Here is a 25,416-nt window from a genome sequence, read left to right on the forward strand (position 1 = left end):
GTTCTGCCGCCCCGCAGACCATGGGCGTGGGATATGGCCTTGATGATGGAAGCCGGCACGCCCCGCGGTGCGTTCGGCGCGACACTTCAGCAGTTCGGCGCCCTGCCCTGGCGGCGCAGCCGATCGGGCGGGATCGAGATCCTGCTGATCACCACGCGCCGGACCGGTCGCTGGATCCTGCCGCGCGGTTGGCCGGTGAAAGCGAAGACGCCGGCTCAGACGGCAGCCCGGGAAGCCTTCGAGGAAGCCGGCGTCATCGGCAGCGTCGATCCCCGGCCGGTGGGCGAATACAGCTACGTCAAGACGCTCGCGGACGGCTCCGAGAACGACTGCCTAGTCGCTTGTTTCGATCAGATTGAAGGGTAGAGATGCTTCAGTTTGATGCGCGCGTTGGCGGTCGTGAAGTGCCAGCTTGCCTTGGCGTGATGAGTATTGCGGTCGGTCTCCCAGGCAGCGACTTCCTCGATGAGGATGTCTTTGTCGGGGATGCGGCGGTCGAGGCATTGGCAGGATAAGACGCCGAGTTCGGATTCGGCCAGATTGAGCCAACTGCCGTGCTTGGGCGTATAATGCCACTCGAAGCGTTCGACGAGGCGCCTGGCTTCGGCAGCCGGAAAGGCCTCGTAGAGGGACGCCTTGCTGTGGATGTTGAGATTATCCTGGACGAGCGTGATGGTTGCGGCGTTGGCGAAGTGGCAATCGGCGAGCTCCTTCAGCACATGGGCATAGTCGATTGCGGTATGCCGGTCGGTGACCTTGACATGGCGCCAGCCCTCGAGCGGGGCAAACAACATGAACAGATTGGCGGTGCCGTTGCGCTCATACTCGTAATCGAAACGGGCCGGGCGCCCCGCCTTCATCGGGATCGGCACTCTTGTTTCGGCGATCAGTTGCTTTGACGTCTCGTCCAAACAGATAAGCGGGCGGTCGGGATCATGCGGCCGCGTGTAGACCGCCAGCACATCCTCCATCGCCGCGACGAAGGCGCTGCTGGCTTTCGGTGGGATGACCCAGCACTCCCGGCGATGGGGCTTCAGTGCGTTTTTTTTAGCGTCCGCCAGATCGTTGAATCGCTGGCGCGCTCGACGATGCCGAGTTCCACCACCTTGTCCTCCAGAAGCCTGAGCGTCCAGCGCGCATAGCCCTTGGGCGGTTCCGAGCAGGCCAGCGCAATCAATTTGGCTTCCTTCTCGCCGTCGAAAATGGGCGGCACCGCCGGCGTTTCCCGCGGCTTGCGGCGCAACACCGCGTCGAACCCCTCTTCCACCAGTTGCTTGCGCACCCGGTAGACCATCGATGGGCTGGTCTCCAAGACCGCGATGATGCGGCTATCGCTCCACCCCGGGCCCCCTTCCGAGACATCGGCCTTCAACAGGATGCGCGCCTTCAAAACCTGTCGCGCCGGGGTCTTACCCTTCCGGACCAGCCCTTCCAGCTGCTCGCGTTCTGCGCCACTCAACCGCACCACATATCGCTTTACCGCAATCTCCTTGGCAGTCATGAGAGCCTCCATCGCGAATCATCGCGATCAAAGCGAACCAGCAAAACCTTTCAATTTGGTTGAAACGACCGACTAGTAACCTTGTTCAGCCTCCAGGTGCACGGCACACTGGTCAACTGGCCGGAACGGAATCAACGCCAACGGCGCTGGCATGGACTGGACCAGGCCTGCGAGGCCGCGTCCGACAGGCAGTTGGCCGGTCTGCTTGCAACGCTCGACTGGAACCGGAAGGCCGCTTGATGCGGCCTTGATCCCTTCCCCACCGCTCGACGCGGAATTGAACGACAGCGGCATCGCGCCGTTTTGACGGGTTGACTTCCGGGACCCCATGCCTAGGTTGGCGCCATCATGCCGACCGCCACGACACATAGCCCGCGAGAGCCGCAGCACTGGAAAGCGGGAATCTAGCCCGGACGCGATCGTAGCCCTGGCTCAGCGTTCGGGATCGCCAGGTTCCCATCGAGTTTCAGCGTAACGAACAGGCGCCGGCGAGCCCGCTGCCAGCAGGCAAATCCCCTCGGACCTGCCGCCGGTGCCGCCTCTGAAGGCCGGCATTTCCCAATAGACATCGCCAGACGGAAACGAGCCCGCATGCTCCAGACACCCTATTATCTCATCGACAAGGCAAAGCTCCTCCGCAACATGGAGAAGATGGACCGGGTGCGGGAGAAATCGGGCGCGAAGGTCCTTCTGGCGTTGAAGTGCTTCGCCACCTGGTCTGTCTTCGACGTGATGCGCGAGCACATGGACGGCACGACCTCCTCATCGCTTTTCGAAGTCCGGCTGGGCCGGGAGAAGTTCGGTGGCGAGACCCATGCGTACAGCGTGGCCTACGGCGACGACGAGATCGACGAGGTGGTCGCCAATGCCGACAAGATCATCTTCAATTCCATCGGGCAGCTTGAGCGCTTCGCCGGGCGAACGGCCGGGCTGACCCGGGGGCTGCGGCTCAATCCCGGCGTCAGTTCGTCCAGCTTCGATCTCGCCGATCCGGCCCGCCCGTTCAGCCGGCTCGGCGAATGGGACGCCGGCAAGGTCGCGGCGGTCATCGATCGCATCGACGGCTTCATGATCCACAACAACTGCGAGAACGCCGATTTCGACCTGTTCGACCGGATGCTGTCCGCGATCGAGGAGAAATTCGGCGGGCTGCTGCCGCAAGTCGGCTGGGTGAGCCTGGGCGGCGGCATCCATTTCACGGGCGAGGACTACCCGCTCGACGCCTTCTGCGGGCGTCTGAAGACCTTTGCGGAGCGTTACGGCGTGCAGGTCTACCTGGAACCGGGCGAAGCCTCCATCACCGGGAGCACCACTCTCGAAGTCACGGTGCTCGACACGCTCTTCAACGGCAAGCACCTCGCCATCGTCGACAGTTCGGTCGAGGCCCACATGCTCGACCTGCTGATCTATCGCCAGACCGCCAAGGTCGAACCCGATGCGGGCGGGCACAGCTACATGATCTGCGGCAAGTCGTGCCTGGCCGGCGACATCTTCGGCGAGTTCCGCTTCGCCGAAGCCTTGAAGGTCGGCGACCGTATCTCGATCCAGGATGCCGCCGGCTACACCATGGTGAAGAAGAACTGGTTCAACGGCGTGAGGATGCCGTCGATTGCTGTTCGCGAACTCGACGGCAGCACCAGGCTGGTCCGCGAATTCACCTTCGCGGACTACGAGCAGAGCCTCTCCTAGGCTCATTTTTTCCCAACTGCGAAAGGAAACATCCCCCGGAATGAAGAAGAACGTTCTCATCATCGGCGCCGGCGGCGTGGCACAGGTCGTTGCGCACAAGTGCGCCCAGAACAACGATGTGCTGGGCGATATCCATATCGCGTCACGCACCGTGGAAAAGTGCCGCAGGATCGTGGATTCCATTCGCGAGAAGAAGAGCTTGAGGATTTCCGGCACGCTGGCCGCTCATGCTCTCGACGCGATGGACGTCGAAGCCGTCAAGGCGCTGATCGTGAAAACGGAAAGCCGCATCGTCATCAATGTCGGCTCGACCTTCGTGAACATGTCGGTGCTTTCCGCATGCATCGCGACGGGAGCGGCTTACATCGACACGGCGATCCACGAGGATCCGATGAAGATCTGCGAGACGCCGCCATGGTATGCCAACTACGAATGGAAGCGGCGGGCGGAATGCGAGGCAGCAGGGATCACCACGATCCTCGGTGCCGGCTTCGATCCCGGCGTGGTGAACGCCTATGCCGCGCTGGCGCGGGACGCCTATTTCGACCGCATCGATTCTATCGACATCGTCGACGTCAATGCGGGCAATCATGGGCGCTACTTCGCGACCAATTTCGATCCGGAGATCAACTTCCGCGAATTCACCGGAGAGGTCTGGTCATGGCAGAACGGTGGCTGGACGTCGAACCAAATGTTCGAGATCCGCAAGGACTGGGACCTGCCCGTGGTGGGTGTGAGCCCGACCTACATGACCGGCCATGATGAGATCCATTCGCTGTCGCGGAATCTCGGCGTGCCTGATATCCGCTTCTGGATGGGCTTCGGCGAACGCTACATCACGGTGTTCACCGTATTGAAGAATCTCGGCCTCCTGTCGGAGCGGCCCGTGACGACGGCCGAGGGCCAGCAGGTCGTGCCACTCAAGGTCGTCAAGGCCGTGTTGCCGGATCCTTCTTCACTGGCACCGGACTATACCGGCAAGACCTGCATCGGCGACTTCGTCAAGGGTACGAAGGATGGCAAGGAGCGCGAGATCTTCATCTACAACGTGGCCGACCATGCCGAAGCCTACGCGGAAGTCGGCAGCCAGGGCATTTCCTATACGGCCGGCGTGCCTGCAGCGGCCGCGGCCGTTCTGGTGGCCGCCGGCGCCTGGGATGTGAAGAAGATGGTGAATGTCGAGGAACTGCCGCCCGTGCCCTTCCTCGGGCTGCTCGACCGCATGGGCCTGCCGACCCGCATCAGGGACGAACAGGGCGATCGTCTACTGGACTTCGCCTGATCGATATCCTCCCTGCCGCCCTATCGGAGCGGCAGGGAGATGCCGTCACCCCTTCGGTCATCATGAGCCGCGCCATTCGTGGCAGACGAAGGACGCAACCCGGCTTGGAGTGTTTCCCGCTTGGCGACACATATGCCGAGTTGACCAGTGCGGACGGGGACACTCGTCAGGCGGCCGCGCCCACGTAGCGCCGGTGGAACCGGCGTCCCAGGCTGGTGAGCACCTCGTAGCCGATCGTGCCGGTCGCGGACGCGACCTGGTCGACCGTCTGCTCCGGGCAGATCAAATCGACCAGCGCACCCTCGTGCAGATCGTTCTTCCGGCACTCGGTCGCGTCGAGAATGATGCTGTCCATCGAAACCCGGCCGATGAAGGGGAGCCGCAGCCCGTCGAGATAGGCCGCCGCCGTTGCACAGCGGCGCCAGCCGTCGGCATAGCCGAGCGAGATGGTCGCGAGACGCATAGGACCGTCCGCTCGCGCCGTGTGGCCGTACCCTATGCCGGTCTGCGCGGGGACATCCCTGAGTTGCAGGACCCTCGCCGAAAGATGGACGACCGGCCGCATCGGATTGGGAGCCAACGGGGTGGGATTGATTCCGTAAAGGGCCGCCCCCGGGCGCGCGAGATCATGGTGGAAGCCGGTTCCGAGGAAGATGCCTGACGAGTTGGCCAGAGATGCCGGAGCCGGCGGCAACAAGGCGCGCAGGCGATCGAATTCGCGCCGCTGCATGCCATTGGCCGGGTGGTCCGGCTCGTCGGCGCAAGCAAGATGGCTGAGCACGGTCACGACCTCGATCGGCTCGAGCAGGCTCCGGTCGGCCGCGAGAAGCTCCACCTCGCGGGACGCGAGCCCGAGCCGCGACATACCGCTGTCCAACTGCAGCGCGGCCGGCAGTTTCCGATCGGCTTCCACGGCACGCTCCCGCCAGGCGGCGAGTTCGCGCAGGCTGTTGATCACGGGAACGAGGCCGGCGTCGAGGAACACCTCCTCCGTTCCGGCCGGCATGCCATTGAGCACGAGGATACGGGCGTGCGGCAGTCCCTCGCGCAGCACCAGCCCCTCCTCGACATGAGCGACGAAGAAGGAGCGGCAGCCAGCCGCCCGCAAGGCCGATGCGACCTCGACGGCGCCGAGGCCGTAGGCGTCGGCCTTCACCACGGCACTACATTCCGTGCCGCCGAGCCGGCCGCGCAGGAGGGTGTAGTTGGAGGCGATCGCTTCGAGATCGACCGTCAGGACCGCGCCTGCGCGCTCGAACGGCGTGTTCATGCCGCATACCGATCCATGGCGAGTTCGCTTGCGTCGATCTCTGGCTGCTGGCCCGAAATGATGTCGGCGATGATACGCCCCGAACCGCAGGCCATGGTCCAGCCCAGCGTTCCATGTCCCGTGTTGAGGTAGAGATTGGCAATGCTTGTGCCACCGATGATCGGCGTGCCGTCCGGGGTCATCGGGCGCAGGCCGGTCCAGAAAGTCGCCTCGCCGACCGAGCCTCCCCTGCCGAAAAGGTCGGAGAAGGAATGCTCGAGCGCCCCTCGCCGCGATCCGCGCAGCGCCAGGTCGTAACCCGCGATCTCGGCGGTGCCGCCCACCCGGATGCGGTCGCCGAGCCGGGTGATGGCGACCTTGTAGGTCTCGTCCATGACGGTCGAGACCGGGGCGCCGCCTTCGTCGCGGATCGGAATGGTGAGCGAGTAACCCTTGACCGGATAGACGGGAATGCGGATTCCCAAGGGGCGCAGCAACAGCGGCGAATAGCTTCCCATGGCCACGACGAACACATCGGCCTCCACCAGCCCGCTGTCCGTGCGCACGGCCTTCACGCGGCGTCCGTCGGTGAGGATTTCACGGACGGCCGTGCCGTAGCGGAAATCGACGGTGTCGGAAACGAGCCCGGCGAGCCTGCCGGTGAACATATGGCAGTCGCCGGTCTCGTCGCCGGGAAGACGAAGCCCGCCGACGAACTTTCCGCGCACGTGGGCAAGCGCGGGCTCCGCTGCGATGCACCCCGCCGGATCCAGCACCTCGAAGGGCACGCCGAACTTCCCGAGCACCTCGACGTCGCCGCCGATGCCGTCCAGTTGCTGCTGCGTCCGGAACAGTTGGAGTGTCCCCTTGCTGCGCTCGTCATAGGCGATGCCGGTCTCGGAACGGAGGTCGCGCAGGCAGTCGCGGCTGTATTCGGCGATCGGCACCATGCGCGCCTTGTTCACGGCGTAGCGGGCTGACGTGCAGTTGCGCAGCATCTTGAAGAGCCACGACCACATGGCCGGATCGAGCTTCGGACGGACTGCGAGAGGGCCGTGGCGCATCAGCAGCCACTTGACGGCCTTGACGGGAACGCCGGGGCCGGCCCAGGGCGAGGAATAGCCGGGCGAGACCTCGCCTGCGTTGGCGAAGCTGGTTTCGAGGCCCGGGCCCTTCTGCCGGTCAAGCACTGTGACCTGGTGACCGGCCCTGGCGAGATAATAGGCGGTGGTCACGCCGATGACCCCACCGCCGAGTACGACGACTCTCAATCTGTTCTCCTGCTGTCTCAGAGAGGAAATCCTCGACCGCCGCGTGGCGATCGGATCTTGCGGATCGGCTGCGTGGATCGCGGAGGCGCCCGCCCGCGCGGACGCCCGGATCAGGGCCGAATTTTCAGGGTTTGGATTTCAGACCCCCGGTCGCAGCCGTCGCCGCGCCAGGGCTAGGCGCATGCGATAAGGCTGCCCGCGTGATTGAGAAATCGAGCGCGGGTCCCGAACAAGCGGCCGGCAGCCTTGAGCCTTTTACCTGCCATCGGGTCGACAAGCCTTTTGCGATGGGCGCAAAATACGCGAACGGCCGCCGGATGCAAGAGCGGCTGAATGCAGGCCGTTGTGCCACGCGCGAAGGGTCGCATGAAGCGCAAGGGCCGCCTCGCGCGGCGGCCCACGCCGCGTTTTCGCCAGCGAGCGTTTCCTCGCCTCGTACATCTCTCAGCCGCTGATATGCCCGTGCGGCATGCCATACATCAGCCGGCCGAAACCTTCGCCGCTGACATGGACGAGGCTGCGGTGATCGCCACCTTCGAAATAGACGTCGCTGCCGCCCTCGAGGCGCTCGTCGACCACGCATGCGACGCGATAGGGAGCTCCGAAGATGGGAACGGCGCCGGTGTCGCAATCGGGGAACAGTGTGCTCGCCTCCTCTTCGGTGGCCAGGTGCACCCGCTCGCCCAGCAAGGCGCTCACCTTGTCGAGATCGACCCGGCGCGAGGCGGGCACCACGGCCAGAAGGTAGCCGTCGTCCCATTTCAGCACCACGCCCTTGGCGAGCGAGGCGCCGGGTACGTGGCTCGCCTCGGCAGTCATGGCCGAAGAGCCGGTCCTGCTATGCCGGGCTATGTCGTATTGGACATGATTGTCCTCGAGGTATTCCTGCATCGTCATTGAGATACCCATGACCGTTCCTTTCGCATCGTGCATGGCGGCCGGTGCGCAAGGTGGATGGCGGCGGGTTCCTCGGCGTCGGACGGATGCCTCCGGGGCGCCAAGCCGGCCCATCGCCAGACCGCCGGCCGGTCACCGTCCGGCCCGCCCGAAGGCGGGCCGATCTATGGTCAAATGTTACACCAGCCGATAGGATGCGGCAAGGAAACCGGGCGCTTCGCTTATCGTGTCGGACGGCGATCCAGATCGCTTTTCCGCCGATGAGATTCGTTCATTTCGCGCTCCCGGCCTGGACCTCCGCCCAGCTCTTCGCCGCGGTCTCGCCGTTCAGGAACGGCAGAACGGTAGGGACGAGTTCCGGCCCGAAGAACATGTCGTAATGGGTGCGGTTGGGGATGATGGCGAGCCGGTTCTGCGAGATGTTCTCGCGCATCCAGCCGGCGTCCTTCAGGCCGCCGCCGAGAAGCTGGTAGAATTGAACGATATGCTCCGGCCGATACATGTCGCTGTCGCCATAGACCAGCATGACGGGCATCTTCAGCGTCTTCACCTCCTGCGACCAGTCATAGGGCTTGCGCATCATCTCGCCCATGCGGTCGAGCAGCCGCGGAAAGTCCGCAGGGTTCGGCGCAATGGCCATGTAGGACTTGTACATGGGCGTGTCCTTCATCGCATCGGCCATGGATGCGCCGACCTGAGCCTGCATCGGCAACATCTCGGGATAGAAGCCGTCCTGCGCATAACCTGCCGAGACGACTGCCAGGCTCCGCACCATTTCAGGATGCTGTATGGCGAGGCGCAGGCCCGCACCCCCGCCGAAGGAATAGCCCAGCACGTCGACCTTCTCGTAGCCGATCTTCTTCAGGAGCACCGAGAGATCGTCGCCGATCGCCTTGTGGTCGATCGGCCGCTCGCCGAGCGTCGTGCGGCCGTGGCCCTGCAGGTCGACCGCGATGACCTGCCTGTCCGCCTCGAGGCTCGGCATGATGGGCGCGAACATGTCGATCGATCCGAGCCCGCCATGAAGCAGCAGGAGCGGCTCGCCTTGTCCGCGTATCTCATAGTAGTAGTTGATGCCGTCGATCATGACGTGGCCGGTCTCGGCCGGGGCCTGAGCGCCAACAACCATCGGCTTTGCGTCCTCCGCGACGGCCGCGCTCGTTGGAGCGAGAACGGCAAGCGCGGAAGCGGCGAGTGCGATGAGGGTGGATTTCAGCATGATGATCTCCCTTGCCGGCGCACTGAGCGCCGCGCATCGATGGTGTTTCTGGAATATCGAAATGGTTTGAGGTCGCGCCGCGCTTGAAGCAGCCGCGGCGCGGTCGAAGAGGCCGGTTACAACCGCTTGGCCACGGCTTCGAGCTGGTCGGCGCACTGGCCCCAGCCCTCATGGAAGCCCATCTTCTCGTGCGTTTCCCTGTCCGCGACGCTCCAATGCAGCGCCCGCGCCGTGTAGCGCGTCTTGCCGTCCTCGTCCTCGAAGGTCAGCACCGCCGTGAAGAACGGCTTTTCCGACGGCTCCCAGGCAGCGGAATAGGCGTCGGTGATGACCAGCTTCCGGTTCGGCACGACTTCGAGATAGACGCCGCGGTTCGGGAACTCGTTGCCGTCCGGATCGCTCATCACGACCAGATTGGCGCCGCCGGGCCGCACGTCCAGTTCGGCGTGGGGCGTCGACCAGGGTTTCGGCGCGAACCACTGCTTCAGGATCTCAGCGTCGGTCCAGGCGCGGTAGACCTTTTCGCGCGGCGCGTCGATGAGGCGGGACAGGACGAGTTCGCGATCGGAAACGGGGGTGGAGGCCATCATTATTTCCTTCAGTTGAGGTGCCTATGACCGGACGTCGAACGAGCTGACCGGGAATCGACACGCCGAGCAAAAGAAAATTTCGAATCTTTTGGAGGTTCCATTCGCACCGCACCGGCAGGGGACTGAAGCCTGCCGCTCAGTGCTTCCTCGCCTGGACCAGATAGGCGTCGATCGTCGTCTCGCCCAGCCACTTGGCGGCTTCCAGCCGGTGCAGCCCTTCTACCAGGACAAAGCGCTTGTCGTCGGCGCGCACCTGGATCGGCGTCTTCATGCCGTTTTCCAATATGTCCTCGGCGAGCAGCCGCACCGTCTCGGGATGCAGCGTCTTGCGCCGCGCCGCCGGCACATAGATGTCGTCGACCTTGATTTTCTGAACCCGCAGCATCGAGAAGCCTCCAGGCGGTCAGCCTATCCGCATCGGGCCGACGGGGGAAAGGGGTACGATAGGCGCGCTATCCGCGGTGCTCGCGCAGCATGCCGACGATGCGCGTCACGCTTTCGATCGTCTCTTCGATCTCAGCGGCCGTATTGTAATGCGCGATGCCGATCCGCACGACGCCGCGATCCGCCGCAATGCCGAGCTGATGGACGATCTCCCAGGCGTAGTTGTGCCCCGACCAGACGAAGATGTTCTCGTCTGCCAGCGCGCGCACGATCTCGTCGGGCGCGACACCCTCGACCGTGAAGGACACCGTCGGAACGCGTGCGCCAATGCGCGCCGGGTCGGTGATGCCGTGGATCGTCAACCCGCCGATCGCCGACAGCCCCTCGATCAACCGGGCGGCGAGCCGGTTCTCATAGGCGATCGACGCGGCGAAGGCTGCCGCGATCCTGTCGCGCCGCGAGCCGTCGGCGCCGGCCCGCGCACCGAGCGCCTCGAAATAACCGATGGCGGCGGAAAGGCCGGCCATAAGTTCGATCTGCGGGGTGCCGAGTTCGAAGCGTTCGGGCAACGCATTCGACGAGCAACGCAACTTGTAGGGCACGAGCGTGTCGATCAGCGCGCGCCGCCCCCACAATATGCCCAGATGCGGACCGAAGAACTTGTAGGCCGAGCAGGCGAGGAAGTCGCAGCCCAGATCCTGCACGTCGACCAGCCCATGCGGCGCGAACTGCACGGCATCGACATAGACGATCGCCCCGACTGCCTTGGCGCGCGCGGTGAGGGCCTTCACCCGGTTGATCGATCCCGTGAGATTGCTTGCGTAGTTGAGGGCGACAAGCCTGGTCCGCTCCGACAACAGCGCGGAAAGGGCATCTTCCTCGACCTGCCAACTGACGGTGTCGAAAGGCAGGAAGTGGACGGTCAGCCCGCGATCCTCCGCAAGCTGGAGCCAGGGCGAGACATTGCCCTCGTGATCCATGCGGGTCACGATGATCTCGTCACTCGGGTTCCAGCCCCGCCCGAGCGTGCGCGACATGTGATAGGTCAGCGTCGTCATGTTGGCGCCGATGATGATCTCTTCCGCGCTCGACGCCCCCAGGAAATCGGCCATGGCGTCATGCGCGGCGTCGACGACGTCGCCGGCCGCGAGCGTCGTGCGGAAGAAGCCGCCGAGATTGGCGTTGGTCTCCAGCAGGCAGCGGGCCACGGCATCGGCAACAGCCCGCGGAACCTGGGTTCCGGCCGGATTGTCGAGATAGATCCGCCTCCTGCGGCCGTCGGTCAGGGCAAGCGCCGGGAAATCCCCGCGCACGGTCTCGATCGGAAACGTCATGGCTGCCCTCCTCCCTTCCGACCGGTGATCAGGGACAGGGATTGCCGACACGCTGGTGGATAGCGTCCACCGCTTCCTGCATCTCGGCCGTCCACTTCACCGAGACCGACGACAGCGCCGTCTCGAGCTGCGGGATCGAGGTGGCACCGATGATGTTGGAAATGACGAAGGGGCGATTGACCACGAATGCGTTGGCGAACAGCGCCGGCTCCATGTTGAATTCCAGCGCCAGCCGGTTGTACTGGAGCAGCACTTCCGCCGCATTGGGCGTCTCGTAGCGCTGGCCACGGTTGAACAGGGTCGAACGCGCACCCGCCGGCCGGGCGCCATGGTCGTATTTGCCGGTCAGATAGCCTTGCGCCAGCGGCGAATAGGCGAGCAGGCTCACCTCCTCGCGATCGCAGACCTCGGCGAGATTGACCTCGAAGGTGCGGTTGACGAGGTTGTAGGCGTTCTGCAGCGAGACCGGACGCGGCCCCATGCCCTTCTCGCTTTCGAAGACGAAACGCATCACGCCCCATGAACTTTCGTTCGACAGGCCGAAATTGCGGATCTTGCCTGACTTCACCAGTTCGTCGAAAACCGCGATCGTCTCGGCAATCGGCGTCTCGTCGGGATCGCGAGGCGACGGCCACGACGGGACGCGGGTCGGGTTCGATCCCCACGGCACCCGTCGCTCCGGAAAGTGAATCTGATAAAGGTCGACGTAGTCGGTCCGGAGGCGCGTCAGCGACTTGTCGATGGCGTCGAATATGTCCGAGCGGACCAGCTTGGACGGCCGCCCGCCGCGAAACCAGTCGTTGGCCGTGCGGCCGACTACTTTGGTGGCGAGCACCACGCGGTCGCGGTTGCCGCGCGCCTTCATCCAGTTGCCGACGATCCGTTCGGTGCTGCCCTGCGTCTCCGGTTTCGGCGGGATGGAATAGAGTTCGGCGGTATCGAGGAAGTTGACGCCGTGATCGAAGGCGAGGTCCATCTGGGCCTGGCCTTCCGCTTCCGTGTTCTGCTGTCCCCATGTCATGGTGCCGAGGCATATGCTCGACACATGGAGGTCGGTTCGCCCGAGACGGCGCTTTTCCATCGGTTGCTCCGTTTGTTGAGGCCGACCGGAAGGCGACCAGGGGATTTTCAGCTTACGGCCACAACCGCACGGTCGAGGCGATCGCCAGCAGCGTGGCGATGACGATCAGCACCCCGTAGATGCGGGGGCGGTCGAACAACATCGCGTGGCCTGCGATCCAGCCGGCGAGCGCCGATCCCAGGGCGAAAAGGAAAGCGATGCGGTTGTCGAAACCGATCGAGGCGCCGATCAACCCGCCGACGATCACCGCGCCGAACACGATGATCACCGCGATGGCATATTTCTCGTAGTTGTCTTCCATTCCGATCCTCTTGCGATCGCCCGAAGCGCTCGCCCGCTCCTGTGGCGGATTCGTCAGGCATGACAAAAGCCGTCACCGCACCGGGTGTCAATTTCATGTGGACGTCCACGGCGCCAACTTTGCACGGTTGGCGGACCGGAAACCAGACCCGCTGCCTGATCTGCAAGAGAAAATCCCTCGGCGTGGCCGAGATGCCTCAACCGCGCGGACGGGCGCGGCGCCGTGCGTCGTCGATCAGCATGTTGGCGACCTGCATGCGCACCATGGCCCGCTGCCGCAGATGCGGGGCAACCCGATCGGGATGGTTCTTGAAGGCGAAGGCGCGCCTGATCTTGGCCAGTTCCGCGGCGTTGGTGGATGCCTTCAGGCCGAGTTCGCGCAGGATCGCCTCGGGTTCCACCGGCGGAAGGTCAGCAGCGGGCGGCTCCGGTCGTTCGACGGAGGCGCCCACGGCTTCGAACAGCGCATCGACCTTGTCGTCCAGCGAACCCGACATGTCGTCATATTCGGCTGCGACGCGGTCGTCGGCCACCCTGATGCGGCCGGACAGAAGCTCTTCCGCCACGGCGAGATAGTCGAAGGACACGCTCGGAGGCGGCATCGACTGGTCCTCGATCCGCGAATCGACCAGCAATTCGTCGAGCAGCGAAGCGAAATCCCGGCCCGTTCCTACGCTCAAGACTGTTTCCTCCGCCGGGACACCATACGTTCGTTCGTCGTGAACTTAGGGCCGGCGCGTTAAAAATCGCTTCGCGCGACGATAAGGAATTTAGGCGTCGTTCCAGTTGATCGCCGGCTTGTCCCGGAACGCGAAACGTTCAAGATGGCTGGCGACGACATCCTGCATGCGGGGCAAGTCGGCCTCACTCTCCGTCGTGACCGTCATGGTCAGCCGGTTGCCTTGCGCCGTGAGCGAACAGACGCCGAACGGAAAGGTGATTGTTCCCTGCTCCGGCGTGAACTCCGCCGGGATCTTGTGGGCGAAGTGCTTGCAGAGCTGCTGAAGATAGCGGCTGGCCATCTCGGTCGTCACAACGGCGGTCGATCTGAAGCTCATCCGTCGGGTTCCCCTTGTCATGCCATCAGGCCGGCATGAAAGACTTTTGCAGGGCGGTCGCCCCTTCGTCGAGGGGGAAAAGGCGGGCCACGCAGGAAAACATGGCCCGAATGCGCCGGTTGGCGAGGAAAGCCGGACTCAGCCGGCGTAGGGATACGCATGCGCGCGCATGAAAGTTTCACGTCGCGCTGTTTTTTCGATTCCATGTTCGATTTGTGACGTCCGAACCGCGGCACGCATAGCTCCCATGCAAATGCTGCACTGCACAATTTCAGTGAATCGCCCTACGTAACGATCGGGAGGACCAACAGGGGCTTTAGTCATGGGGTTCTTCACCGAACTGTTCGTTCGGCCTCGACCGAAGGAACACGCGCGCTTCCGCGCGGCGATGGTGGTGCTCAACGCGATGAGCAATTCCGATCGCGCCGATATCGGCATCAAACCCGCCGATTTTCCGCGCATCGCCCGCGAAATGTCGCTGCGATAGTCCAGGAACACGGGGCGAGTCGCGAAGCGCGCGCCCCTTGAGTAGTGATCGGCCCACCGCTTCGGCCCGAAGATCGAGACCGGTTTTCGCGCGTCGTTTCAGGGTGATAGAGCGCCCTTTGCGTGTCCCCATGGAAGCGCGGCGCTCGAGGAGGCCGATCTCCGCGTTGCAGGCCGGCGTCGTCGGCAAGCCGATGGCGCCGCGCCGCAACCGGATGGTTTCGCCAGACTTCAGCCTCTGCCGAAAAAGTCGGCCTTGCCGATCGCCACGCCGTTGTGACGGAGGATGTCGTAGGCGGTCGTGACGTGGAAATAGAAGTTCGGCATGGCGAAATGCAGCAGGTACTGCATGCCGGTGAAGGAAAGCTCGCCGCTGCGCATGGGGAGCGCGATGGAACGTTCCTCCGACCCGTCGATATCCTGCGGTGCAAATCCCTTCAGCAGTTCGACCGTCTTCGCGATCCTCCCCTGCAACTCAGGAAAGCTGTTCTCGGTGTCCTCGAACTTCGGGATCTCCCGGCCGGCGAGGCGCGAGGGCGCGCCCTTGGCGTGATCCGTAGCGATCTGGACCTGCCTGGCGAGCGCGAACATGTCGGGCGCCAGGCGGGCCTCGACAAGCGTCTGCGGGTCTATCCCCTTTTCCGTCGCATGCGCCTCGCCTTTCGACAGCACATGCGAAAGGCCTTTGAGCGTCGTGATGAACACCGGCACAGAAGCCTGGTACATCGAAATCGTCACTTGAAATTCTCCTGAAGGATTTGGGCCGGAACGGCCTGATGGGTCCACGGCCCCAAGATAGGCTCGGTGAGCCCAGTTTGTGTAGCCCGCCTTCATCCCGACGCCACATTCGTTCTAAATCCTCTCCACGGCCCCCTCGGAGATTCGCGATGAAGCCCCATCTGCTCGCCGCCGCATTCGCATCCGTTGCCGCCTCCCTCTCCGCGCTCCCGGCAGCCGCTGAAGAGCCCCCCTATCTCGATGACCGCTCGGATCCTGCCGCCCTCGTCCGTTCCCTCTACAATGCCGTGAGCCGGCAGGAGTATGCGCGGGCCTGGAGCTATTTCGGCGACACCAAGCCGGCCAAGGATTTCGACAGCTTCGCGAAGGGCTATGACGATACCGCCCGCGTCGATGTCGAGACCGGCGCCGTCAGCAGCGAGGGCGCCGCGGGCAGCACCTTCTTCGAGGTGCCGGTCGCCATAAGGGCGGTCGCGAAGAACGGCGACGAAGCCATCTTTGCCGGCTGCTATACCGCACGGCTCGCCCAGCCCTCGATCCAGGGCGTGCCGTTCCAGCCTCTGCATCTGGAGAAAGGCTCGCTGAAGGCCGCACAAGGCGAGCTGTCCGAGGTGGTGCCGGCAAGTTGCGGCGACGGTCCTCCGCCCCCTCCGCGCGACGCGCTGAAGGAGCAGGCCGAGAAGCTCTTCTCGACGGCGTATGGATCGATCTGCCGGACCCTGGAGCCAGGTGCCGAACCCGAAGCGGCGGCTCCCGAGATTCACGACATCGGCTTCCACTACAATTGGGACGGCGAGAGCGAGCCCGAGCGCAAGGCGCGGCTGTTCAGGTTCGACTGTGGCGGAGGCGCCTATAATACCAATGAGGTCTACTATCTCGCCGATGACAGCGGCGAGTTGCGCCAGCTCCAGTTCGCCTCCCCCGAGCTCGACATCCGCTACGAGAACGACAATTCGGAGGGCAAGGTCGAATCGGTCGACATCATCGGCTACCAGTCAGACGACATGCTTGTGAATTCGATATACGACGCGGCGACCAAGACGCTCGTCTCCCACGCCAAATGGCGCGGAGTCGGCGACGCTTCGTCCACCGGGACCTACATCTTCCGGGAAGGCACCTTCACGCTGGTGAAATACGACGTCGACGCCAGCTATGACGGCGAAATCAACCCGGTAACGGTGCTGGATTTCAACACCGGTCCATAGAGCGCCGCGCGTCCGGGCGCGGATGCGGTAGCTGGTTTATTCTCCGAAACCTGCGCCCGGCGATCGCGGCGCCAGTCTGACGAGACGAGAATCCAGAACGGCCGCCTGCCGGTGGACGACCGCCTTCTGGTATTCGGGATCCTTGACCATCTCGACGAAAGCCGCTCCCGAGGGATACTCGGCGACGAAGCAGCGGTCCCAATGCTCCTCCTCCGGCCCGATGAGCACCAGGCGGAAGTCGCCGCTCCAGGCGATGCGGCCGCCGACGCGGCGGAAGATCGGGCCGCTCTCGCGCCCATAAGCTGCGTAGGCCTCCGCCCCCGTCGCTTCGCGCCCATCCGGATAGGCGGCCACATCGCGGAAGCGAATGAGGTTGAGCATGTGGATCGGCCCCTCTTCGGGCAGCCGGCGGAACGCGCCAAAACGCTCGCGCGTGGGGTCGACATGGCCGGTCATTGGATTCTCCTATCTTACGGACAACATCCAGTTGAGCGTTTCCCGCCAGTCCGTCATGCGGATCGGCGTGCCGTGCGTGCCGGTCTCGAAACGCACGAAACGCGTAGGATAGCCGGGCGACTTCCGGCGGATCGACCGGTAGAACGTCTCCTGCTTCTCGACCGGAAAAACCTTGTCCTTGCTGCCCTGGCCGAAGAACACAGGCACCTTGCGCTTGAAGGCCGGGGTCGACAGGAAGCCGTCGTCCCAGTGCGAACCGAGCAGAATGAGACCCGAGAGCCGGCCGGTCACCGCCTTGTCGGCGGCAAGCTTCCAGCACAGGCCGCCGCCCATGGAGCCGCAGGCGATGAACAGCTTCGCACCGGGCGAGGTCCCGGCATAGTGATCGATCAGGGCTGCGATCTCGGCTGCACCGCCGTCGCCGAAGTCGGAGAAATCGGGCGAGAGATAGAGGCCGTCGTTCTGGGCCATCAGGTTCTTGATGCGGTTGAAATTGCCGCCGAAGGTGAAATCGTCGACTCCCTGCTTGCGGCTGCCGCCCTGCCCGTGGAGATAGATCGTGATGATTTTCGCGTCCTCGCTCCTGCCCACGGCGACATGTTTGATTTCGCCGGCGGGTGTCGGCAGGACGAGATCCTTCTGAACTTTGCGCACCCCGAGTGCGACATAATCGCTCTTCACCCGACGTTCCGGTACCTCGTCCCGCGCATCGATGTCGCGCGCCTCCTTGTAGTCGACCACGACATAGTCGCCGCCGTCGGCCTGCGACAGGATCGCGGGATAGGCGAAGAGCCGGTCCTTGAACGACGCGAGGTCGGCCGCAGTCGCAGGCAGGGCCAGCGACAGGGCAAGGACGGGGCTCACAAGGAGGTGGGCGAGGCGTTTGATCAAGGGCAAGCGGGCGTTCCGGAGTGTGATGAACGGCGAAAGGCGAACAGTGACGTTCAACCGCAACATATGACAACCGGCTTCTGCCGGAAGTCGCCATTCGCTACCTTTATTCGCTGTTCGTTCAGTCTTGAAGCATCCCTCCGGCCATGCGCATGGCATCCGGGGTGTCCACATCGATGGCCGCGCCCTCGCCGATCTCCACATCGACGACGGCAAGGCCCTCGGCTTCCACGATATGCCGCGCGCCGGTGTCGCCCTCAAGCGTCGCAACATCAGCGAAGAGCGACCGCGGCAGCAGCACCGGATTGCCGCGTTTGCCCCCGTGCGTGGCCCGAACGACCGAGGCCGAACCTGCTGCCTCGAATGCCGCGATCAGCCGGTCGAGGTCGGCCGTTTCCACGCCCGGCATGTCACCGAGCAGGATCAACGCGCCGGCGGCGTCCGCCGGAAGCGCAGCAATTCCCGCTTTCAGCGAACCGGCGAGGCCGGAGGCGAAGTCAGCATTGCGCACCGTCGTGGCGCCGAGACCGGACAGCGCTGCACGGATACGCTCCTCCTGATGGCCTGTCACGACGACCGTTCCCGCCGATCCGGAAGCCAGCGCGCGTTCCGTCGTCAGGCGCACCAGAGGCTTGTTCTCGAACAAGGCGAGCAGCTTGTTCGGCCCGCCCATGCGGCTGGAGCGCCCGGCGGCGAGCACCACCGCATAGACTTTGGCGGCCGCCGGCGACCTGACAGGCTCCCGCGGCTGAGGTCGTGTCGGGATCTCCATCAACAGGCCGCCGACGCCCATGCCGGCGATGTCGGTGGCGGCGATGGGAACATCGGCGATGAGACGATCCAGGACCCAGTCGAAGCCGTTTTCCTTCGGGCTTCTGGCGCAGCCGGGTGCGCCAAGAACCGGCTTTCCATCGAGCGCACCCAGCACGATCAGATTGCCCGGATCGACCGGCATGCCGGCGCGCAGCACCTCGCCGCCCGCCGCGCGGATCGCGGCCGGCACGACGTCGTCCGGGTCGCTCATCGCGGAGGCCCCGAATATCACCACGATGTCGCTGTCGCGCGCGAGAGCGGTCACGGCCTCGGCCACCCTTCCGGCTTCATGCGGCGTACGGCGCTCGCCGACGACGCGGCTGCCGGATCGGGCGAGCCGCGCCTCGGTGACACGCACGGTCTTGTCGAGAACACTGTCCTTGACGCCGGGAAGCATGGTCTGGACAAGGCCGAGCTTGCGCGGCCGGAACGGACTTACGGCGAAGGCCTCCCTGCCCCGGCAGAGCCCGACGACCCTGTCGATGACGTCCCCCGGCACCGCGAAAGGAATGATCTTCACGGTCGCCACCATCTGGCCCTTCCCGACGGTGGCGTAACCGGCGACCGTGGCAATGGTGACGGAGGGGTCGACGGCGTTGATCGCATCGATCAACGCCTTGTCGACGGTAAAGACACCGGCCGCGCGCGCATGGAGATTGACGCGGCCCGTCGCAGCGGGCTTCGCTTCGACACCGGACACCGTCATGGCGGATGCTATTCGGGTTGCCGCCTCGTTCTCGCCGAGATCGCCGGGATCGAGCACGGCCGCCACGATTTCCCGGACGCCAGCCTCCTTCAGGAGGGCAATATCGGCGGCGCCGACCATGTGCGCCTTGCGCAACCGCTTTTCTCCTGCAGCGGTCGCATGCGCCAGGATCGCGCCTTCGGCCTCGTCGACCGGTACCGGACCGAACCTCACGCCGCCTCGCCCTTCTGCAATCTGTCGAGACCGCGCGAACGCAAGGCCAGGATCACCTGCGCCAGGACGGCAACCGCGATCTCGGCCGGGCTTGCCGCGCCGATGTCCAAACCGATCGGCGCATTCATGCGGCCGACCGCCTCTTTCGAAGCCCCCAGCGCCATCAGCCGTTCCACGCGCTTGGCGTGTGTCTTCCGGCTGCCCAGTGCGCCGACATAGAAGCACCCGGCGTCCAGCGCCGCCTTCAAGGGCAAATCATCGATCTTGGGATCGTGGGTCACCGCAGCCACGGCCGTATAGGCGTCGAGCGGCTGCCGCTTCAGCACATCCTCCGGCCATTCGGGGTGGAGCGGCACATCCGGAAAACGTTCCGGCGTGGCGAAGGCGGTTCGCGGATCGACGATCTCCATGTCGAAGCCCGCGATCTTCGCCATCGGCGCGAGCGCCTGGCTGATATGGACGGCCCCGATCACCAGCAGACGCGGGCGCGGCAGGCTGACATTGAGGAAATAGGATCGGCCGTCGGCCTCGATCGCCGCGGAAACACCGGTTCGGAACGCCCTGGCCGCCGCCTCGCCAAGCTGGCCGGCGACAATATCGCCCTCCCGCAGGACGCGATTGCTCCCGTCGCCGAGATCGGTGAGCAGGATCGCCGCGCGCCGGTTGCGGCGCTCTTCATTCAGTGCCTTGAGCGACCCAGGATCCATGGTGCGTCAGCCCAGCCGCTCGACATAGACCTTGATTCGCCCGCCGCAGGAAAGGCCGACCTGCCAGGCCGTCTCGTCGGCGACGCCGAATTCGAGCATCTTCGCCTTGCCGCTGTCGATCACGTCGAGCGCCTCGGTGACGACCGCACCCTCCACGCAACCGCCGGAAACGGAGCCATGGAAATTCCCCTCGCCGTCGATGACCAGGTGGCTGCCCACCGGTCGCGGCGCGGAGCCCCAGGTCTCCACGACCGTTGCGATGACGACAGTCCTGCCGTCTTCCATCCAGCCTTCAGCTATGGCGAGCGGATCCCGGATTTCATCGAGAACGGTCTGTTCCATGAGGGCATCTCCTTTCCCGAAATATGGTTATGCGGCACGGCGCTTGCCAAGGTCCAGCCACAACCGCGGATCGTTCTCGCGCATGCGGCCGGCGGCAAGCGAGGCGCAAAGGTCCGAAAGCGCTGCAAGATTGTGCACCGGACGAAACTCGTCGACATGCGGAAGCATGGCCCGCACCCCCCTCGCCCGCGCCTCGAAACCGTCGAAGCGCAAGAGAGGATTGAGCCAGATGAGCCGCCGGGAGCTCTTGTGGAGCCGCTCCATCTCCTCGGCCAGTTCCGTCACGTCATCGCGCTCCAGCCCGTCTGATATCAGCAGCACGACGGCGCCCTGGCTGAGCACGCGACGCGACCAGAGCCGGTTGAACTCATGCAGCGTCTCGCCGATACGTGTGCCGCCGGACCAGTCCTTCACCGCCGCCGAGCATTCCGCCAGCGCCTCGTCGGGGTCGCGATGCCGCATCTGCCGCGTAAGATTGGTCAGCCGCGTGCCGAAGACGAAGGTGTGGACGCGCCGTCGCTTCTCGGCCAGCGCATGCAGGAAATGTAGGAAGATGCGCGTGTACTGGCTCATCGAGCCGGAGATGTCGGCCAGCACCACCAATGGCGGATGAACCTCGCGCGGCGAACGGAAGCGAGGCAGGATCAGTTCGCCGCCGGTGCGCAGCGCGGCGCGCATCATGGCGCGAGGATCCGTGCGCCTGCCCTGCGGATCGGAACGGAAGCGGCGTGTCTTCACCTCGTCGAAGGGCAGCCGCAGCGCGGCGATGGCCTTGCGCGCATCGGCGAGTTCGGCCGCCGTCATCTGCGCGAAGTCCTTCTCGCGCAACACCTCGTTGCCGGAGAAGGTGAAACGGGCATCGACCTCGATCTCGGGAATCTCCTGCGGCGGCTGGTCCTTCCGATGCCCCTCGAACATGGCGTCCGCCACGCGGGATTCGGCCGCGCGCGGCTTCTGCTTCTCGCGATTGTCGGGCGCGACCGGCGAGAACATGGCAAGCATCTTCTCGATCAGTTCGCGCGACTTCCAGAACAGCCGGAATGCTTCGTCGAAGACCGCGTGATCCTCCCGTCGCGTTACGAGCACGGCATGCAGCGTCCAGTAGAAATCGTCGCGCGTGCCGATGCCCGCGGCAAGAACCGCCTCGATCGCATCCTTCACCGCAGCGGGCCCGACCCGCATGCCGGCCTTGCGCAGCGCCCGGGCGAAATAGACGATATTGTCGGCGATCCGTCCGTCCGGTTTGGCGATCTGGGGTGCCGAGCGGTAACTCTCCATAGCTATTCCGCAGCCGACAGCTCGGCCTTGACCTCGTTGAGGATGCGACGGCCCTCGCCCTCTTCGATGCGGGCGATGTCGTCCTGGTATTTGAGGATCACGCCGATCGTGTCCGATACCGTCTCGGGATCGAGCGCAACCTTGTCGAGTTCGGTCAGCGCGCCGGCCCAGTCTATCGTCTCGGCAACGCCTGGAACCTTGAACAGCTCGATCTCGCGAAGCTTCTGGATGAAACGCACGACCTCGGCCGAAAGCCGCTGGTTGGCGTCGGGCACCTTGCGGCGCACGATCTCGAGCTCGCGCGCGGCGTCGGGGTAGTCGACCCAGTGATAAAGGCAGCGCCGCTTCAGCGCATCGTGGATCTCTCTCGTACGGTTGGTTGTGATGATGACGATCGGGGCTTCCTCGGCAATGATGGTGCCGAGCTCGGGGACGGTGACCTGGAAGTCCGAGAGGATCTCGAGCAGAAACGCCTCGAAGGCCTCGTCGGTGCGGTCGAGTTCGTCGATCAGGAAGACGGGCGCTGCGCCTTTCTTGCCGGTCAGGGCTTCCAGAACCGGCCGCCGGATCAGGTATCTCTCGGAAAAGACGTTCTTCTCCATATCCTTCCGATCGACCTCGCCCGCCGCCTCCTCCATGCGGATCTCGATCATCTGCGCGGCGTAATTCCACTCGTAAACCGCCGAGGAAACGTCGAGGCCTTCATAGCATTGCAGCCGGATCAGGCGACGCCCGAGCGCGCTGGCCAGCACCTTGGCGATCTCGGTCTTGCCGACGCCGGCCTCGCCTTCGAGGAACAGCGGCCGCTTCATTCGCAGGCTGAGGAACAGGACCGTCGCCAGCGCGCGGTCCGCGACATAATCCGCACCGGTCAGGAGATCGAGCGTCTCGTCGATCGACTGCGGCGCGGGGCGCGGGATCATCTCGGCCATTCTGTCTCCGGAAATGCCGACTCAGGCTTCGCCGAGCAGGCAGTAGCCTCGGTCATGATAGATCAGCGGGCGGACGTTATCCCCGATGGCGAGGCCTGTCACCTTGCCAAAAAGCACACGATGGGTGGCCAGATCCTTGGCTTCGATGATCTCGCAGTCGAAGGTGGCGAGCGCACCCATGAGAACCGGCGCGCCGGTCGCGATCGTCATCCACCGCCCGGCGCCGAAACGGTTCTCCGCCGGGAGGCCGGTCTGACCGGAAAATGCCTGGGCGACCTCCTTCTGCGCTGCCGCGAGCGTGTTCAACGCGAAATTGCCGTTCGTAGCGAAGGCGTCGTTCTTCGGATTCTCGCGATTGAGGCAGACCAGCACGATCGGAGGATTGTCCGACACCGAGCAAGTCGCGATCACGGTGGCGCCGCGGCGCCCCGCCGGGCCGTCCGTGGTCACCACATGCACCGCGCCTGCGAAGCGGCTCATCGCATCGCGATAGGCCTGGCCTGCCACTACGTTCTGCTTGAGCACCGCTTTCCCCGACCTGATGACGCTGTATCTGTTAAATATGTTAAGTTATTGGCGTCACAACCCCGCCAGCCATGTCTGAAATAGCGTGTTGCGCGGCATGCCGCCAGCCTTTACGTGTGGGCCTCAGCTGGCCGCGGGCGTCGCGCCGCCCCGCACCGGCCCGGTGAGATGAATGTCCTGATGCCGCCACGCAGTTTCATCCTGGCCTTCGCGACGGCCGTTTGCCTTACCGGCGCCGCCGCTGCGGATGAACCGCGCATCGGCGTGGCAGTGCCGCTCAGCGGCCCTTCCGCACTGCTCGGCAAGCAGCTCCGCGACGGCGCGCATGCCGCTGCCGCCGGTCAGGCAGCTCTGACCGACGTGGACGACGGCTGCACCGCAGAGGGAGGAGCCGCTGCGGCTCACCAATTCGTTGCGGCCGGGGTCGAGATCGTGGTCGGCTTCGTCTGCACGGAAGCCATCGAGGCGGCCCTGCCCATCCTCAAGGACGCCGCGATCTCTGTGGTCACGCCTGGGGTGCGCACCGACAGCCTGACCGACAGGCGCAAGAAGACCGGATGGCCCGTCTATCGCCTGGCGCCGCGGGCCGACGCCGAGCGCAGTGCGGTCGGCACTCTCCTGACCAGGCTCTGGAGCGATGCGCTTTTCGCCATTGTCGACGATGGAACCATCTATGGCCGCGAGCTCGCCGAAGGCTTCAGGGGCGCCGCCGAGCAATCCGGGCTGAAGCCGGTGTTCGTCGACACGTTCCGGCCGCAGCTCGACAACCAGATCGGCCTGGTCGGCCGGATTCGCAAGGCGGGCGCGACGCACCTCTTCGTCGGCGGAGACCGGGACGATATTGCCGTCATTGAGCGCGATGCGCAGGCCCTGGGCGTTCCTCTGGTGATCGCCGGCGGCGAGGCCCTGCGAAGCGCGCCGGGCGAGGTTCCCTTGCGGGCCGGGACGTTGATGGTCGGCCTGCCCGAATGGGCCGAGACCGCCGATCGCCAGGCGACCGAAGCGCTGGCGAAGCAAGGCGTGATCGCCGAGGGTTACGCGCTTCCGGGCTACGCGGCCATGCAGGTGGCGATCGCCGCCGCGGTTTCAGGCGATGCCGCCGCCGCGCTCGACATCGAGGAATTCCGGACCGCGATCGGACTGGTGAGGTTCGACGACAAGGGCGATCTCTCCACAAACCCCTATCGGCTGTTTCATTTCGACGGCGCGAGATTCGTCGCCGCGACGGATGGAGGATGAATTCCGAATGAGCTTTCGAACCGGGCCCCGCAATCTCCTGACCGATGTCGCGGGATTGCGCGTCGGCAATGCCGAGGACCCACGCATCAAGACAGGCGTCACCGTGGTCGTCTGCGACGAACCGGCTGTCGCCGGCTACCAGATCCTGGGCGGAGCCCCGGGCACGCGCGACACGGACCTGCTGGAACCGCACAACTCGGTCGAGACGATCAACGCGCTCGTGCTTTCAGGCGGCTCGGCCTTCGGCCTCGATTCCGCCACGGGCGTGCAAGCGGCGCTGCGCGAACAGGGCATCGGGTTCGAGGTTCGCGGCATCCGCATTCCGCTGGTGCCGACGGCGATCCTGTTCGACCTTCAGAACGGCGGCGACAAGGATTGGGGTCGCTACCCGCCCTATCGCGAGCTCGGCTTCGCCGCAGTCCAGAATGCCGGGCTCGACTTCGAAATCGGAACCGCCGGCGCCGGCGTCGGCGCCCTCACCGCCGGGCTGAAGGGTGGCCTCGGTTCGGCCTCGACAGTGCTCCCCAACGGCGTGACGGTCGCCGCGCTCGCCGGCGTCAATCCGACCGGATCGGTGACGGTCGGCCGGACCCGACATTTTTGGGCGTCGCCATGGGAGATCGGGACGGAATTCGGCGGGCTCGGCCTGCCCTCGCCCATCCCGGACGACGCCAGGAACGTTTCGCTCAAATTCCGCGACCAGGAACAGGCCGGCGCCAACACCACCATCGCCGTCATCGCCACCGACGCCGTGCTCACCAAGGCGGCCGCCAAACGTCTCGCGATCGCGGCCCATGACGGCTTCGCCCGGGCGATCTGGCCTGCGCACACGCCAGTCGACGGCGACCTCGTCTTCGGCCTGGCCACGGGCAAGAGCGGCATCGAACTCGACGCTCATGCCGCTATCGATCTCTATGCCGTGGCCGGATCAACCATGGCGCGGGCCATCGCGCGCGGCGTTCGCGCCGCGACGCGGGCCGGCGACGACCTTCTTCCGCCATGGTCGGAACGCCGGGCCTGATGCAGGGGA

28 protein-coding genes are annotated in these 25,416 nt (G+C 64.9%); 7 read left to right on the top strand and 21 right to left on the bottom strand.

From position 1 onward, the window contains the following. Positions 1-45: 45 nt before the first annotated feature. Positions 46-366, top strand: a complete 321-nt coding sequence (locus JN302_RS26185) for an NUDIX hydrolase (RefSeq protein WP_210382566.1) — start codon at positions 46-48, stop codon at positions 364-366. Here the strand turns inward: JN302_RS26185 and JN302_RS26190 are convergent. After that, positions 351-1,501 (bottom strand): IS630 family transposase gene (locus JN302_RS26190; protein WP_202329677.1). Its coding sequence is split into 2 segments (ribosomal slippage): positions 351-1,051 and positions 1,051-1,501, totalling 1,152 coding nucleotides; the frame shifts between segments, so codons are not numbered across the junction. The two genes, JN302_RS26185 and JN302_RS26190, sit on opposite strands and share 16 nt — an antisense overlap. A gap of 591 nt (positions 1,502-2,092) precedes the next feature. Here JN302_RS26190 and JN302_RS26195 point away from each other — a divergent pair. Beyond that, positions 2,093-3,190, top strand: coding sequence for a carboxynorspermidine decarboxylase (locus JN302_RS26195; protein WP_202329678.1), 1,098 nt, complete (start codon positions 2,093-2,095; stop codon positions 3,188-3,190). A gap of 40 nt (positions 3,191-3,230) precedes the next feature. Next, complete coding sequence (locus tag JN302_RS26200) at positions 3,231-4,472, top strand: saccharopine dehydrogenase family protein (protein ID WP_202329679.1); 1,242 nt, start codon at positions 3,231-3,233, stop codon at positions 4,470-4,472. Positions 4,473-4,638: 166 nt separating this feature from the next. Here JN302_RS26200 and alr read toward each other — a convergent pair whose 3' ends face one another. From alr to JN302_RS26255, 11 genes are all read right to left on the bottom strand, one after another. Beyond that, positions 4,639-5,742 (bottom strand): alanine racemase, encoded by a 1,104-nt coding sequence (gene alr / locus JN302_RS26205; protein WP_202329680.1) that lies wholly within the window; start codon positions 5,740-5,742, stop codon positions 4,639-4,641. Beyond that, the gene (locus JN302_RS26210; RefSeq protein ID WP_244845947.1) at positions 5,739-6,992 is read right to left on the bottom strand and encodes a D-amino acid dehydrogenase; all 1,254 of its coding nucleotides are present in this window, start codon (positions 6,990-6,992) and stop codon (positions 5,739-5,741) included. The genes alr and JN302_RS26210 overlap by 4 nt, the downstream gene beginning before the upstream one ends. A 444-nt stretch (positions 6,993-7,436) precedes the next feature. Beyond that, positions 7,437-7,901 carry an aminoacyl-tRNA deacylase gene (locus JN302_RS26215; RefSeq protein ID WP_202306939.1) on the bottom strand — a complete coding sequence of 155 codons (465 nt, stop codon included), beginning with the start codon at positions 7,899-7,901 and terminating at the stop codon, positions 7,437-7,439. A 259-nt stretch (positions 7,902-8,160) separates the two neighbouring features. Further along, entirely contained in the window at positions 8,161-9,108 is a 948-nt protein-coding gene (locus JN302_RS26220; RefSeq protein WP_202329681.1) for an alpha/beta fold hydrolase, read from the bottom strand. 116 nt (positions 9,109-9,224) lie between these two features. Next, positions 9,225-9,695 (bottom strand): SRPBCC family protein, encoded by a 471-nt coding sequence (locus JN302_RS26225; RefSeq protein WP_446720678.1) that lies wholly within the window; start codon positions 9,693-9,695, stop codon positions 9,225-9,227. A gap of 139 nt (positions 9,696-9,834) precedes the next feature. Continuing rightward, positions 9,835-10,083 carry a ParB N-terminal domain-containing protein gene (locus JN302_RS26230; protein ID WP_202329682.1) on the bottom strand — a complete coding sequence of 83 codons (249 nt, stop codon included), beginning with the start codon at positions 10,081-10,083 and terminating at the stop codon, positions 9,835-9,837. A gap of 67 nt (positions 10,084-10,150) precedes the next feature. Next, the gene (locus tag JN302_RS26235) at positions 10,151-11,416 is read right to left on the bottom strand and encodes a cysteine desulfurase-like protein (RefSeq protein ID WP_202329683.1); all 1,266 of its coding nucleotides are present in this window, start codon (positions 11,414-11,416) and stop codon (positions 10,151-10,153) included. A 28-nt stretch (positions 11,417-11,444) separates the two neighbouring features. After that, positions 11,445-12,497 carry an aldo/keto reductase gene (locus JN302_RS26240; protein WP_202306947.1) on the bottom strand — a complete coding sequence of 351 codons (1,053 nt, stop codon included), beginning with the start codon at positions 12,495-12,497 and terminating at the stop codon, positions 11,445-11,447. Between the two features lie 52 nt (positions 12,498-12,549). Continuing rightward, positions 12,550-12,798: a hypothetical protein gene (locus JN302_RS26245; RefSeq protein WP_202306949.1), complete on the bottom strand. Its 249-nt coding sequence runs from the start codon at positions 12,796-12,798 to the stop codon at positions 12,550-12,552. A gap of 196 nt (positions 12,799-12,994) precedes the next feature. Continuing rightward, on the bottom strand, positions 12,995-13,477 hold the full coding sequence (locus JN302_RS26250; RefSeq protein WP_202329684.1) for a hypothetical protein: 483 nt from the start codon (positions 13,475-13,477) through the stop codon (positions 12,995-12,997). Between the two features lie 90 nt (positions 13,478-13,567). Beyond that, entirely contained in the window at positions 13,568-13,855 is a 288-nt protein-coding gene (locus tag JN302_RS26255; RefSeq protein WP_202329685.1) for a DUF2218 domain-containing protein, read from the bottom strand. A gap of 322 nt (positions 13,856-14,177) precedes the next feature. Between JN302_RS26255 and JN302_RS26260 the strand changes: the two genes are divergently transcribed. Then, positions 14,178-14,342: a hypothetical protein gene (locus tag JN302_RS26260; protein ID WP_202329686.1), complete on the top strand. Its 165-nt coding sequence runs from the start codon at positions 14,178-14,180 to the stop codon at positions 14,340-14,342. Positions 14,343-14,572: 230 nt separating this feature from the next. Here the strand turns inward: JN302_RS26260 and JN302_RS26265 are convergent, their stop codons facing one another. After that, positions 14,573-15,079 carry a DUF1993 domain-containing protein gene (locus tag JN302_RS26265; RefSeq protein ID WP_202306957.1) on the bottom strand — a complete coding sequence of 169 codons (507 nt, stop codon included), beginning with the start codon at positions 15,077-15,079 and terminating at the stop codon, positions 14,573-14,575. Between the two features lie 149 nt (positions 15,080-15,228). On the opposite strand from JN302_RS26265, the gene JN302_RS26270 reads away from it, so the two are divergent. After that, positions 15,229-16,284, top strand: a complete 1,056-nt coding sequence (locus JN302_RS26270) for a DUF1176 domain-containing protein (RefSeq protein ID WP_202329687.1) — start codon at positions 15,229-15,231, stop codon at positions 16,282-16,284. 36 nt (positions 16,285-16,320) lie between these two features. Here the strand turns inward: JN302_RS26270 and JN302_RS26275 are convergent, their stop codons facing one another. The 8 genes from JN302_RS26275 to JN302_RS26310 all read right to left on the bottom strand — a co-directional run bounded on the left by JN302_RS26275 (position 16,321) and on the right by JN302_RS26310 (position 23,147). Further along, positions 16,321-16,740: a DUF1330 domain-containing protein gene (locus JN302_RS26275; RefSeq protein WP_202329688.1), complete on the bottom strand. Its 420-nt coding sequence runs from the start codon at positions 16,738-16,740 to the stop codon at positions 16,321-16,323. A gap of 9 nt (positions 16,741-16,749) precedes the next feature. Then, a complete protein-coding gene (locus JN302_RS26280) occupies positions 16,750-17,637 on the bottom strand; it encodes an alpha/beta hydrolase (protein WP_244845949.1) in 888 nt (295 codons plus the stop codon). 115 nt (positions 17,638-17,752) lie between these two features. Next, positions 17,753-19,363: an NTP transferase domain-containing protein gene (locus tag JN302_RS26285; RefSeq protein ID WP_202329689.1), complete on the bottom strand. Its 1,611-nt coding sequence runs from the start codon at positions 19,361-19,363 to the stop codon at positions 17,753-17,755. Next, complete coding sequence (locus tag JN302_RS26290; protein ID WP_202329690.1) at positions 19,360-20,070, bottom strand: XdhC family protein; 711 nt, start codon at positions 20,068-20,070, stop codon at positions 19,360-19,362. The genes JN302_RS26285 and JN302_RS26290 overlap by 4 nt, the downstream gene beginning before the upstream one ends. 6 nt (positions 20,071-20,076) lie before the next feature. Continuing rightward, on the bottom strand, positions 20,077-20,412 hold the full coding sequence (locus JN302_RS26295) for an XdhC family protein (protein ID WP_202329691.1): 336 nt from the start codon (positions 20,410-20,412) through the stop codon (positions 20,077-20,079). A gap of 27 nt (positions 20,413-20,439) precedes the next feature. After that, positions 20,440-21,690 carry a vWA domain-containing protein gene (locus JN302_RS26300; protein ID WP_202329692.1) on the bottom strand — a complete coding sequence of 417 codons (1,251 nt, stop codon included), beginning with the start codon at positions 21,688-21,690 and terminating at the stop codon, positions 20,440-20,442. 2 nt (positions 21,691-21,692) lie between these two features. After that, on the bottom strand, positions 21,693-22,622 hold the full coding sequence (locus JN302_RS26305; protein WP_202329693.1) for an AAA family ATPase: 930 nt from the start codon (positions 22,620-22,622) through the stop codon (positions 21,693-21,695). A gap of 21 nt (positions 22,623-22,643) precedes the next feature. Further along, entirely contained in the window at positions 22,644-23,147 is a 504-nt protein-coding gene (locus JN302_RS26310; protein ID WP_202306968.1) for a flavin reductase, read from the bottom strand. A 180-nt stretch (positions 23,148-23,327) separates the two neighbouring features. On the opposite strand from JN302_RS26310, the gene JN302_RS26315 reads away from it, so the two are divergent. After that, positions 23,328-24,386 carry an ABC transporter substrate-binding protein gene (locus JN302_RS26315; RefSeq protein WP_202329694.1) on the top strand — a complete coding sequence of 353 codons (1,059 nt, stop codon included), beginning with the start codon at positions 23,328-23,330 and terminating at the stop codon, positions 24,384-24,386. 7 nt (positions 24,387-24,393) lie between these two features. After that, entirely contained in the window at positions 24,394-25,407 is a 1,014-nt protein-coding gene (locus JN302_RS26320; protein ID WP_202329695.1) for a P1 family peptidase, read from the top strand. The last annotated feature ends 9 nt before the right edge of the window (positions 25,408-25,416 follow it).

The organism is Mesorhizobium sp. L-8-3, assembly GCF_016756615.1.
Classification (GTDB): Bacteria; Pseudomonadota; Alphaproteobacteria; order Rhizobiales; family Rhizobiaceae.

What these genes read in the sequence shown, in the direction of transcription:
- JN302_RS26185 (WP_210382566.1), top strand. Translation starts at nt 46, where the DNA reads ATGGAAGCCGGCACGCCCCGCGGTGCGTTCGGCGCGACACTTCAGCAG.
- JN302_RS26195 (WP_202329678.1), top strand. Translation starts at nt 2,093, where the DNA reads ATGCTCCAGACACCCTATTATCTCATCGACAAGGCAAAGCTCCTCCGC.
- JN302_RS26200 (WP_202329679.1), top strand. Translation starts at nt 3,231, where the DNA reads ATGAAGAAGAACGTTCTCATCATCGGCGCCGGCGGCGTGGCACAGGTC.
- alr (WP_202329680.1), bottom strand. Translation starts at nt 5,742, where the DNA reads ATGAACACGCCGTTCGAGCGCGCAGGCGCGGTCCTGACGGTCGATCTC.
- JN302_RS26215 (WP_202306939.1), bottom strand. Translation starts at nt 7,901, where the DNA reads ATGGGTATCTCAATGACGATGCAGGAATACCTCGAGGACAATCATGTC.
- JN302_RS26220 (WP_202329681.1), bottom strand. Translation starts at nt 9,108, where the DNA reads ATGCTGAAATCCACCCTCATCGCACTCGCCGCTTCCGCGCTTGCCGTT.
- JN302_RS26225 (WP_446720678.1), bottom strand. Translation starts at nt 9,695, where the DNA reads ATGGCCTCCACCCCCGTTTCCGATCGCGAACTCGTCCTGTCCCGCCTC.
- JN302_RS26230 (WP_202329682.1), bottom strand. Translation starts at nt 10,083, where the DNA reads ATGCTGCGGGTTCAGAAAATCAAGGTCGACGACATCTATGTGCCGGCG.
- JN302_RS26235 (WP_202329683.1), bottom strand. Translation starts at nt 11,416, where the DNA reads ATGACGTTTCCGATCGAGACCGTGCGCGGGGATTTCCCGGCGCTTGCC.
- JN302_RS26240 (WP_202306947.1), bottom strand. Translation starts at nt 12,497, where the DNA reads ATGGAAAAGCGCCGTCTCGGGCGAACCGACCTCCATGTGTCGAGCATA.
- JN302_RS26245 (WP_202306949.1), bottom strand. Translation starts at nt 12,798, where the DNA reads ATGGAAGACAACTACGAGAAATATGCCATCGCGGTGATCATCGTGTTC.
- JN302_RS26255 (WP_202329685.1), bottom strand. Translation starts at nt 13,855, where the DNA reads ATGAGCTTCAGATCGACCGCCGTTGTGACGACCGAGATGGCCAGCCGC.
- JN302_RS26260 (WP_202329686.1), top strand. Translation starts at nt 14,178, where the DNA reads ATGGGGTTCTTCACCGAACTGTTCGTTCGGCCTCGACCGAAGGAACAC.
- JN302_RS26270 (WP_202329687.1), top strand. Translation starts at nt 15,229, where the DNA reads ATGAAGCCCCATCTGCTCGCCGCCGCATTCGCATCCGTTGCCGCCTCC.
- JN302_RS26275 (WP_202329688.1), bottom strand. Translation starts at nt 16,740, where the DNA reads ATGACCGGCCATGTCGACCCCACGCGCGAGCGTTTTGGCGCGTTCCGC.
- JN302_RS26290 (WP_202329690.1), bottom strand. Translation starts at nt 20,070, where the DNA reads ATGGATCCTGGGTCGCTCAAGGCACTGAATGAAGAGCGCCGCAACCGG.
- JN302_RS26295 (WP_202329691.1), bottom strand. Translation starts at nt 20,412, where the DNA reads ATGGAACAGACCGTTCTCGATGAAATCCGGGATCCGCTCGCCATAGCT.
- JN302_RS26300 (WP_202329692.1), bottom strand. Translation starts at nt 21,690, where the DNA reads ATGGAGAGTTACCGCTCGGCACCCCAGATCGCCAAACCGGACGGACGG.
- JN302_RS26305 (WP_202329693.1), bottom strand. Translation starts at nt 22,622, where the DNA reads ATGGCCGAGATGATCCCGCGCCCCGCGCCGCAGTCGATCGACGAGACG.
- JN302_RS26315 (WP_202329694.1), top strand. Translation starts at nt 23,328, where the DNA reads ATGCCGCCACGCAGTTTCATCCTGGCCTTCGCGACGGCCGTTTGCCTT.
- JN302_RS26320 (WP_202329695.1), top strand. Translation starts at nt 24,394, where the DNA reads ATGAGCTTTCGAACCGGGCCCCGCAATCTCCTGACCGATGTCGCGGGA.